The following is a 10,903-nucleotide window of genomic DNA, read 5'->3' as shown; positions in this document are numbered from 1 at the left end:
TCACCGGAATTGACAGCTTTACCTATACAATCTCGGATGCCACCGGCTCCGACACCGCAACTGTAAATCTCACCGTTAACGACACCACCCCGAACAATGACCCGCCAGATGCGACAGCTGATAGTTATCTGTTTGATCAGGGTGAAAGCCTTGTGGTTTCCGCGCTGGACGGCGTATTGCGCAATGACAGCGATCCGGACGGAGATGCTCTGACGGCTACGCTTGAGACCGGCCCGGAAAACGGCACGCTAACCCTCAACCCTGACGGCAGCTTTTCTTACATCCCCGATCCCGGCCACCTAGGCAATGATAGTTTCACATATCGGGTGACCGATCCCTCAGGAGCCAGCGATATTGCTACGGTTTCGCTGAGTTCTTTAAACACTGCGCCTCTGATTACCACCGGTGACAGCCGGTTTTCCAAAACTATTGTCAGCACCGCAATGCCTTTGACACATATCGCACTGGCCGCGGATTTCGACCATGACGGCGACTTGGATATCGTCGCTACCTCCGAGCAGAACGATTCCGTTGTTTGGTTCGAGAATGACGGGACCTTCGGGTTTACCGAACATGTGATCGACGCGGCACTGGAATCATCTTATCCGGCCTCTCTGGCTGACTTAGACCAGGACGGGCATATGGATGTGTTGGTCGGCGGCTATCGCGAGGATGTCTATGCCTGGTACCGCAATGACGGTACAGGGAACTTCACCAAGACCGTGATCTTGAACGAGGATGGTGCGCATTCGATCTTTGCCGTCGATTTCGACGAGGATGGCGATCTTGATCTGGTTACCGCCGGGCAAGAGGCCAGTACCATTTCGTGGCACGAGAATGACGGCAACCAGAATTTCACCACTTATATCATCGATGCCGCAGCGCTGGCCGCGAAATCTTCGGTACCCGCTGATGTTGATGGGGACGGGGATTTAGATATTGTCGCTGCCAGCTTCGAAGACGATACGGTGGCTTGGTATGAAAATGATGGCAGCGAAAACTTCACCAAGCGGGTAATCGACACGACGGCTGACGGGTCCTATTTCACCACGGCTGCTGACATCGATGGGGATGGCGATCTGGATATCCTGAACGCCAGCAAGAACGATAACACCATTTCTTGGTACCGTAATGACGGTGGGGTGTTCACTAAGGCAACGATCACCACGCAGGCAGTGGCCGCACGCTATGTCGATGCCGCTGATATTGACGGAGATGGGGATATCGACGTGACCTCGGCCAGTGTCGATGACAACACGATCCGGCTGTATCTCAATGACGGTAATGGCAATTTCACCACTGTGATTGCGGATGGCAATGCCATTGGCGCCTATGGCGCGGTTCCGACGGATGTGAACGGTGACGGGTTGGTGGATATCCTTGGAGCCAGCAAGACGGATGGCACCATTTCCATTTTATTCCACGAAAAATTCCAGGCCGTTGATCTGGCGCCTGGCAACAGTCTGGCCATTGATGCAAACCTTTTATCAGCAACCGATGCCGAGCAATCGGCGGCCCTACTGACCTACACGTTGGATGCATTGCCCGAGCTGGGTGAATTACGCCTGGACGGTGTGGCGCTTGGTGTCGGTGACAGCTTCACGCAGGAAGACATAAATCTAGATCGGGTGGCTTATCATCAGATCAGCGCAGTTGAAGGCAGCGACAGTATTGTTTTGAAGCTGAGTGACGGTATAGCACCTAGCTCCACGTTTAGCATTGATCTGGATATCGCAACTCCACCACCTGCAAACGGGTTGATCTCAGACGATTTCGCCGCAGGTGTTCTTGATCCGGCCTGGACCATCGAAGGCCCATCGGGAATTTCGTCAAATTTTGGGACAACGGCTACAGACGCCTACCTCGCTCTGGTCACACCGGACGGAGCCTATGATGCATGGCATGTCAATAATTCCGCCCGCGCGACCCAATCAGTTCTGGACGTAGATTTCCAGATCGAGACCCGCTTCCTGACCACGCCAACGGAAAGATATCAAATTCAGGGATTGCTGGTCGAACAGGACGCAGATAACTGGCTGCGCTTTGATACTTATTCTGATGGCAATAAGTTCTATGCCTTTGCCGGCATCACTGTGAATGGCGCATCAAGTGTGGCCTTTAAGGTCGAGATTCCTGCCGGTACTGCACCTTATCTGCGCGTAGTGCGGTCGGGAGACGATTGGACGCTGGAGTATTCTCTCAACGGATCGACCTGGACAACAGCCGGCAATTTCTCTCATGCGCTGAACGCGACTAAAACCGGCGTATTCGCGGGCAATACCGGCGATGCGACTGGCTTTATTGCGCAAGTGGATTATTTTCAGACTTGGACCGATATTATTGAGGATGAAGACAAGAGCTTTACCCCAATTAATCAACCGCCGAACGCAATGGATGACAGCGGTCTGGTGACCCCCGTCGACACTGCTATGTTGATTAATGTCACTGCGGATTTGCTGGCCAATGACAGCGACCCCGAAGGAGACCCGTTTAGCCTGACAGCGTTTACGCAGCCAGCCAACGGTGCCCTGTTTGACAACGGTGACGGCACCTGGACCTATACGCCCAACGCGGGGTATTCTGGCTCGGATAGTTTCACTTACACCATCTCGGATGGCAGTGGCAGTGACAATGCCACCGTCAACCTGACTGTCGGTAATCCGATCAATGTCTGGTATGGCCAAGAACAGACCTTCGGTTCTCCTGGCGAAGGGCAGGTGTGGATCAACATTCTGGGCAATGTCGTCGGAGAAGTAACGGGGCTGACTTATTCGCTCAATGGCGGAGCGGATCGGGTATTGTCTGTCGGCGCAGATACCCGCCGTTTGCAGGATCCGGGCGATTTTAACATCGACCTCGCTTTTGCCGAACTCGATGGATCCGCAACTGACGATCTCATTACCATTACGGCCGACTTCGTAGACGGATCTACCGCAACTTATGACGTGACTGTTAAATATGAATCCGACAATGTCTGGAACCCCAATTACAGTATTGACTGGGAAACGGTCACTAATCTTCAGGATGTGGTTCAGGTGATCGACGGCACTTGGTCGTGGGACAGCACTGGCGTGCGCCCTGTCGATCTTGGATATGACCGTGTCTTGGTCATTGGTGATCAGGGCTGGGACAATTACGAACTGAATCTCACCGTTACGATGCATGATCTCGAAAATGTCGACCCAAGGGGGCGCGATGGCGGCGGCCTCGCCTTCGGCCTGTTGTGGAATGGGCATACAGACGAGCCTGTTAGCAACTTCCAACCAAAATCGGGTTGGGAACCCGGAGCCCTGTTGTTCTGGGAAGACAACGATCTGACGAGCTTCAGCTACCATTCCTTCTCCGAAACCCTTGGGCTCGAGAGTTTCAGCCTTCAGGAAGGGTTGACCTACAATTTCACGGTCCGAGTCGAACAGACCGGCATTTATGACCGAATCTACAGTATTAAGATTTGGGAGGTTGGAACGGCTGAGCCAACTGGCTGGACACTGCAGGCAACTGAAACTTTCAGCCTGGACGAAGCACCGGCCACAGGGTCGCTTTACCTCAACGCCCATTACTATGACGTTACTTTCGGCGATCTGACGGTCACCGAGATCACCGGCAGCGATATTATCCAGGGCGATGACAGCGCTGAGGTTCAGGTCGCCGTCGATACCGGGAGCGCCACGCCGGGCCTGGGCGAGGTGGATGTGTTTGTCGGCGCTGGCGGCGCGGATGTCTTTGTCTTCGGAGACGCGAACGGCACCTATTACGATGACGGGGTCGGGGCTGATGCGGGCGAAGACGATTACGGCTTTGTCTACGATTTTGCCTCGGGCACCGACCAGGTGCAGCTGTCCGGATCTGCCGCAGACTACATACTCAGTACGGATGCGCCGGGTCTATCACCGGGCACCGCGATCTGGCGAATTGGTGAAAATGGCGAAGCTGACGAGCTTGTCGGCCTTCTGAACAGTGTCTACGGGCTGGATCTCAACAGTGATGATTTCATCTATGCGGATACGCTTTTGGTCTGAGGAATGTAACAAATCATCATATTACCTCAATCGAGATACGGTACCGAGTAAATATTGTCAGTTTCCGGAGGAATGCTTCATTTCATAATATTGGCCTATTTCTTTGCCAGAGTCTCTTTGGCAAGATTACGATTACATTTGTGTTAACGGAGAATTTCCATGAAAGTTGCAATTCTCGCTGGGGGCAAAGGAACGCGTCTGGCAGAAGAAACCTCGATCAGGCCCAAGCCAATGGTCGAGATTGGCGGTATGCCCATCCTTTGGCACATCATGATGACCTATTCCCATTACGGGTATAACGATTTTGCGGTCGCCCTTGGGTATATGGGCAATTACATCAAGCGTTATTTCGCGGAATACGGAACGTTGGCGGGTAATATCACGGTCAACATGGGACATCCGGAACCGTTGGTCCGCCACGACCAGGATCACGCACCATGGACCGTCGATCTGATCGAAACCGGCGATGAAACCCTTACCGGTGGACGGGTCAAACGGCTGCAACCCTATTTGGGTGACGGGACTTTCATGCTGACCTGGGGTGATGGCGTGTCGGACGTGGATCTGCACAAGCTGCTGGCCTTTCACCGTCATCACGGTAAGTTGGCGACCATCACTGCGGTACGCCCGCCCGCCCGCTACGGGCATATGCGGTTCGAGGGAGATCAGGTTGTTGCGTTCGAGGAAAAACCGCAAACGGCCGAAGGCCGGATCAACGGTGCCTTTTTTATCCTTGAGCCGCAGGTGTTCGACTATATCGAAGGCGACATGGTCATGTTCGAACATGCGCCGCTGGAGAATTTGGCCAAGGACGGCCAGCTGATGGCCTATCGCCACGACGGGTTCTGGGCAGCGATGGACACTCTGCGCGACAAGCACAATCTGCAAAAGCTATGGGATTCTGGTGAGCGCCCCTGGGCGGTTTGGGAGAAGTAATTATGCGTGTTTTGGTAACTGGTCACCGTGGGTATATCGGTGTGGTGCTAACCCCCATGCTGGAGGCTGCCGGACATGAGGTTGCGGGTATCGACAGCGATCTGTACGAGCGTTGCACTTTCGCGCCGGGCGGAGAGATGCCACAGGTCCCGACGATCCTGAAGGACATCCGCGACATCGAGGCGGCCGATCTACTGGGTTTTGATGCCGTTCTGCATCTGGCGGCGCTTTCGAATGATCCGCTGGGCGATTTCCGCCCTGAAACCACCTATGAAATCAATTACGAAGGCACGATGAATGTAGCCCGCGCTGCTAAGGCAGCTGGAGTGTCACGCTTTGTATTCTCGTCCTCCTGCTCGAACTATGGCGCGTCGGGATCGGATTTCATCGATGAGACCGGGGCGTTCAACCCGGTGACGCCTTACGGCGAAAGCAAGGTCAAGTCCGAACTGGCGTTGGCCGAGATGGCGGATGACACGTTCTGCCCGACCTTCCTGCGTTCGGCCACGGCCTATGGTGTCAGCCCGCGCATCCGGTTTGATCTGGTGCTGAACAACCTCGTCGCCTGGGCGGTGACCACCGGCAACATCCATATGAAATCCGACGGCACGCCCTGGCGGCCAATCACCCATATCGAAGATATCAGCCGCGCTTTCCTGGCAACGCTGGACACACCCGTCGAAAAAATCCGCAACGAGGCGTTCAACGTCGGCGTGACCGAGCACAATTACCAGATCCGCGAACTGGCCGAGATCGTCGCCGATGTGGTTCCGGGTTGCGAAGTGACCTTTGCCGATGATGCTGGCCCCGACAAACGGTCCTACCGGGTGAACTGCGACAAGATCCAACGGATCATGCCGCATTTCAAACCGCAATGGGACGCCCGCAAGGGGGCGCAGTCGCTGTATGAATCCTATCTGGCGCAGGAACTGACGCTGGAAGAGTTCGAAGGCCCCCGGTACCAGCGGATCGGTCATATCAAGAAACTGATCGCCGATGACATCATCGACGTCACCCTGAAACATACCGAGAATGGCCTGTCCGCGCGCACCCCTGAAAACACACAAGAGGCCGAACCTTCGGATTTCGTGACCGACAGTGCGAAGGTCTGTTGCATATCCTGCGGTCACAAAGGACTGCAGCCCATTCTCGATCTCGGCCTGATGCCGCGGTCTGACGGCCTTCTGGAGGAAAGCGGTTTGGCCCATAAAGAGTCTCTGGTGCCACTACGGCTGGGATATTGCCCTGAATGCACGCTGGTGCAGCTGCTGGAGACCCGTCCGGCCGAGGAAATGTTCGGCGACGACTATGTCTATTTCTCGTCCTATTCCGAAGATCTGCTGAAACATTCCCGCGCAAACGCGCTGGAATTGATCGAGAAACGCAAGCTTGGGTCGGATAACCTGGTGGTCGAGATCGCGTCGAATGACGGCTATATGCTGCAGAACTTCAAGGGCGAAGGGATTCAGGTTCTGGGCATAGACCCGGCCTCGCAACCTGCTACGGCAGCGCGTGAAAAGGGCATCGATACGGTGATCGATTTCTTTGGCACCCGCGTTGCTGGTGAGCTGCGTGCACAAGGCAAGCGCGCCGATGTCATCATCGCCAATAATGTGGTGGCCCATGTGGCCGATCAGAATGATCTGGTGGCGGGCATGGCCGAACTGCTGGCCGATGACGGGCAGGTTGTGGTCGAGTTCCCTTATGTTCGTGACATGATCGATTTCATCGAGTTCGACACGATCTACCACGAGCATCTGTGCTATTTCTCGGTAGGTTCGGCCAAGACCCTGTTTGAACGGCACGGTCTGTATCTGAACGATGTGCGCCGGGTGGCAATTCACGGTGGATCTCTGCGGTTGTTCTTTGGCAAAACCGCAGCGCCCACGCAGGCTGTAACCGACATTCTGGCCGAAGAACATGACCTGGGGCTGGACCGCTTCGACTATTACAAAAGCTTCGGCGCTCGTGTCCGCGCCTTCCGTGATCAGGCCCGCAAGCTGGTGGGCAATCTGAAAGCGGACGGCAAACGCATCGCGGCCTATGGTGCGGCAGCCAAGGGCACGATCATGCTGAACTTTTTGCAGCTCAACGATCGGGCCATCGAATATGCGGTGGATAAGAACATCCACAAGCAGGGCAAATACATGCCCGGCGTGCGCATCCGCATTGATGAGCCGGAGAGGCTGATGGCGGACAAGCCTGACTATGTGATGATCCTGCCGTGGAATTTCCGGGACGAGATCATCCGCCAGCAGCAGGCTTTTTTGCAGGCGGGCGGCAAGTTTGTCGTACCGATCCCCGAACTGGAAATTGTCGAATCCTGACGGCGGAGGGTACATCTATGAGTGAACTGACCTGTTGCCCGGCTTGTGCCGGGCAGTCCCTGTCAGAAATTTACCGGCTGGATGCCATCCCGGTGCAAAGCTGCATTCTATTGGACACCGAAGACGAGGCGCGCAACTTCCCCCGCCACCCGCTGGTGCTGAAATTCTGTGGCGATTGCGGCTTTGTCTTCAATTCGGTTTTTGATCTGTCCAAGGTGGATTACGCCTCGACCACCGAAGAAAGCCAGCATTTTTCCGGCACGTTCAACCGGTTTGCCCGTGATCTGGCGGCCGAGGTCGCCTCGCTTTACGATCTTAAGGGTAAGCGGACGCTGGAGATTGGTTGTGGCAAGGGCGAGTTCCTGCAGGAACTGGCGGACCAGACCGGTACGATTGGGCTGGGTGTCGATCCCGGTTTCATCCCCGAGCGCCTGCCCGGCGCGGATGGGCACGAGATCACATTTCAGCGCGAATATTTCGACCCCGCCACCATTACCAAGACCCCTGATTTCGTTGCCTGCCGTCACACGCTGGAGCATATCCCTGAAGTGGGCCGGTTCATGCATGAGATCGCGCAGGTGATCGACGGACGGCCCGATGTGGGCGTCTTTTTCGAGACCCCGGATGTGTACAGGGTGCTGGCCGAAGGCGCGTTCTGGGATATCTATTTCGAGCATTGTTCATACTTCACTCAGGGCAGCCATGCCCGGCTGTTCCGGCGCGCTGGGTTCGATGTGACAAAGCTGTATCTGGCCTATGATGATCAATACATCATTCAATATGCCGAACCGACGGCCGGTCGTCCGGCGCTGCAGCAAGAGGATGATCTGGGTGCGGTGCGGGCACTGGCCGCCGTCTTCCCACAAAAGGTGGCCGAGATCCGCACCTACTGGACCAATTTCGTCCGCTCCCGCCACGGTGCGGGCAAACGGGTGGCAATCTGGGGTGGTGGGTCCAAGGGCGTGTCCTTCCTGACCACCAATGATCTAGGGGGCGAAGTGGCACAGGTCATCGACATCAACCCGTTCAAACAGGGCAAGTACCTGCCAGGTACCGGGCACTTGGTTAGTGGTCCCGAAAGCCTGAAGGACGCCCCGCCTGACACGGTGATTGTGATGAACCCGATCTACCTGCCCGAGATTGAGGCACAACTGGCCAATATGGGCCTGAAACCGGAGCTTGTCGCGGTATGAGCATGACCTGCCCCGTATGCGCCGCAAACAAGGCGCAGGATATCTTCCGATTGGACCATGTTCCGGTGATCTGTAACCAGCTCTGGCCAGATACCGCCGCCGCCCGCGCGGCCCCGGCCGGCATGGTGGATCTGAAACTGTGCCCAGATTGCGGGTTCATCTGGAACGGTGCCTTTGACCCCGCGCGCATGGTCTATGCTCCGGGATACGAAAACGCCCTGCATTTCTCGCCCAAGTTTCAGGCTTTTGCCGAAGATTTGGTCGCCGGGCTGGTGGCCCGCCATGATCTGAAGGGCAAACATGTAGTCGAGATCGGTTGCGGCGACGGGCATATCCTTGACCTGATGGCCCAGAACGGCGTGGCCACCGCCACCGGTTTTGATCCGTCGATGGAAGGACAGGAGACGCCCTTTACCGCTCGCGACAATGTCGAGATCGTGGGGGAATACTTTCGCTCGGATCAACTGGACCGTCCGTTCGACGCCATTCTCTGTCGCCACGTGCTGGAACATGTCGATGAACCCGTTCCACTGCTAAGCGATATCCGCCGTGCCATCGGGGGCCGCGACGTGCCGGTCTATTTCGAAGTGCCCAATGCCGGCTGGATGCTGGATGCGGTGTCCATGTGGGATGTGATCTATGAACATGTCGGGTACTGGAGCGCCCCTGCCATAACCACCCTGTTCCGCCGCACCGGGTTTGAGCCGATCTCGGTCAGTGCCGGATACGGCGACCAGTTCCTGATGGTCGAAGCACGGCCTGCCACCCGTGAACCGGATTATCTGGACGCCGGAGCCGCCGAGATCGCACGCGCCGCCCATGCCTTTGGCCGGGCTGCCACAGCAGAACTGGATCGTTGGCGTGGCCGGCTATCGGGCTTTGACGGCAATGTGGTCATCTGGGGGGCGGGGTCCAAAGGTATCACTTTTGCCAACGCTCTGAGCGATGCGGCCCGTCCGCTAGCAGCGCTGATTGATCTGAACACCCGCAAACACGGGCTGGTGGCCCCCGGTGTGGCCCTGCCGGTTATCGCCCCCGAGGCCTTGCCGGGTATCAGTCCCGATCTGGTCCTGATCTCAAACGCGCTTTATGAGACCGAAATCACCGAACAGGTGCGCGGCATGGGTCTGAACCCGGAATTCTCTGTCATCGCGAGATAGCGAGTCTTAATCAGCTTTCCTGTGTTACAGGAAGATTGAGCCGATCTTCTGCATTTTGCCGGGTATGCGGCCAGAGGGGCACTGTCCGCCCCAATGTTTTGGCAAGATCCAATTCTGATTCTTGAAATTCGATATCCAGCTGCGCCAGGAGATCCCGTTCGGTATCCGATTTAGTACGACCCGGTTTGCGGGTGTTGAAGTAGAGGTACGCCGGCTTAAGTGATCTGCGAATCCAGCGCGGCAGTTTTTTTCGGGAACGGTGCAAAAGCTTGTGCAACCCGCGATTCCTCAAAGTGATGCTCTCATTTTGTACCGGAAAACCGTAACTGTCATAGAAGGATTCATCCAATCCAAGCTGCTGCGCAATGTTGCGCAACATGCCAGGAGCATCTGCCACGAGATCCTCGAACAGATACACGTTCAGGCGCTCCGGTCCAACTATGCCCTGCCATTTTTGAATGTAGGGTGCATACTTGCTGTGATCGATCGCATGCTGCAACATTGGCCGATGGCGCAGAACCGTCGATTTTTCGGCGCGTCTAATTTCATGCACGAAGTCGGCAAACCCCATATCCGAATCGAGCGCCACCTTGTTGTTCTTGGCATAGTTATAGAGAGAATAGATTCGAGCCGATGGCTTTCTCAGAATGAAGATGACCCGGCTGTCCGGAATGCTGCCAATGACCGATTGTGCGGTTTTTTGATAGTAATATTGTGGCGAAACATCGAGTAGATATTTGGTGCGATCCTGACTTAAATCCCGGCGATAAAAACGGGCATACCCAGCCAACCCTTTCGCTAAATAGCCGTCCGGACGGCACAGTGGATCGTCCGAATCCATTAGGAAGCGTAGTTCATTTTCTGTGCTTCGTCCGATTTGTGGATGGTCGCCCAACCAACGCAGCAACGAAGTGGTTCCAGCTTTGGGAACTCCGGTTACAAAGAGATTTGGTACTTTTGGATCACGAAACATGGAAACAATAACTCACATCCAGATAGGCCTCAAAAAAAGGGCCACCCAAAAAATTCTTTCGTATAGATACCATACGGCCCCCTTTTCTAACATGTATGAATTTTCACTATCCGACTTTAAGGGTTTTTTACTTATTGGCATTCCCTAAGGTCAACTTCGCCGTGAAGTGTGGCTACCGGCGGAAAACTTCTTCCAATCTCACATGCTCTGAGCAACTCGCCGCCTAAATTGTTACATCAAAACGGACAAGAATTGCCCCAGTTTTGTCCTATTGCTATGCGACCAAGTAAGCATT

Annotated in this window: 6 protein-coding genes; 5 read left to right on the top strand and 1 reads right to left on the bottom strand. The window is 55.3% G+C overall.

Annotated elements, in window-relative coordinates:
- The 5 genes from AC2FI9_RS20610 to AC2FI9_RS20590 all read left to right on the top strand — a co-directional run.
- Positions 1-4,019, top strand: a 4,019-nt coding sequence (locus AC2FI9_RS20610; protein ID WP_496770327.1) for an FG-GAP-like repeat-containing protein, incomplete at its 5' end; no start/stop codon positions are given.
- A gap of 159 nt (positions 4,020-4,178) precedes the next feature.
- Positions 4,179-4,955: a glucose-1-phosphate cytidylyltransferase gene (rfbF, locus tag AC2FI9_RS20605; protein ID WP_496770325.1), complete on the top strand. Its 777-nt coding sequence runs from the start codon at positions 4,179-4,181 to the stop codon at positions 4,953-4,955.
- 2 nt (positions 4,956-4,957) lie between these two features.
- Positions 4,958-7,282, top strand: a complete 2,325-nt coding sequence (locus tag AC2FI9_RS20600) for an NAD-dependent epimerase/dehydratase family protein (RefSeq protein ID WP_496770321.1) — start codon at positions 4,958-4,960, stop codon at positions 7,280-7,282.
- Positions 7,283-7,299: 17 nt separating this feature from the next.
- On the top strand, positions 7,300-8,475 hold the full coding sequence (locus AC2FI9_RS20595; RefSeq protein WP_496770318.1) for a class I SAM-dependent methyltransferase: 1,176 nt from the start codon (positions 7,300-7,302) through the stop codon (positions 8,473-8,475).
- 2 nt (positions 8,476-8,477) lie between these two features.
- Positions 8,478-9,635 (top strand): class I SAM-dependent methyltransferase, encoded by a 1,158-nt coding sequence (locus AC2FI9_RS20590; protein ID WP_496770315.1) that lies wholly within the window; start codon positions 8,478-8,480, stop codon positions 9,633-9,635.
- A 10-nt stretch (positions 9,636-9,645) separates the two neighbouring features.
- On the opposite strand, the gene AC2FI9_RS20585 is transcribed toward AC2FI9_RS20590, so the two are convergent.
- Positions 9,646-10,608, bottom strand: a complete 963-nt coding sequence (locus AC2FI9_RS20585) for a sulfotransferase family protein (RefSeq protein WP_496770312.1) — start codon at positions 10,606-10,608, stop codon at positions 9,646-9,648.
- Between the last annotated feature and the right edge of the window lie 295 nt (positions 10,609-10,903).

The sequence above is a fragment of the Ruegeria sp. CDSA246 genome (assembly GCF_059611225.1).
The sequence above is the reverse complement of the archived record's forward strand: the minus strand, read 5'-3'. Positions and strand labels throughout refer to the sequence as shown.

What these genes read in the sequence shown, in the direction of transcription:
- rfbF (WP_496770325.1), top strand. Translation starts at nt 4,179, where the DNA reads ATGAAAGTTGCAATTCTCGCTGGGGGCAAAGGAACGCGTCTGGCAGAA.
- AC2FI9_RS20600 (WP_496770321.1), top strand. Translation starts at nt 4,958, where the DNA reads ATGCGTGTTTTGGTAACTGGTCACCGTGGGTATATCGGTGTGGTGCTA.
- AC2FI9_RS20595 (WP_496770318.1), top strand. Translation starts at nt 7,300, where the DNA reads ATGAGTGAACTGACCTGTTGCCCGGCTTGTGCCGGGCAGTCCCTGTCA.
- AC2FI9_RS20590 (WP_496770315.1), top strand. Translation starts at nt 8,478, where the DNA reads ATGACCTGCCCCGTATGCGCCGCAAACAAGGCGCAGGATATCTTCCGA.
- AC2FI9_RS20585 (WP_496770312.1), bottom strand. Translation starts at nt 10,608, where the DNA reads ATGTTTCGTGATCCAAAAGTACCAAATCTCTTTGTAACCGGAGTTCCC.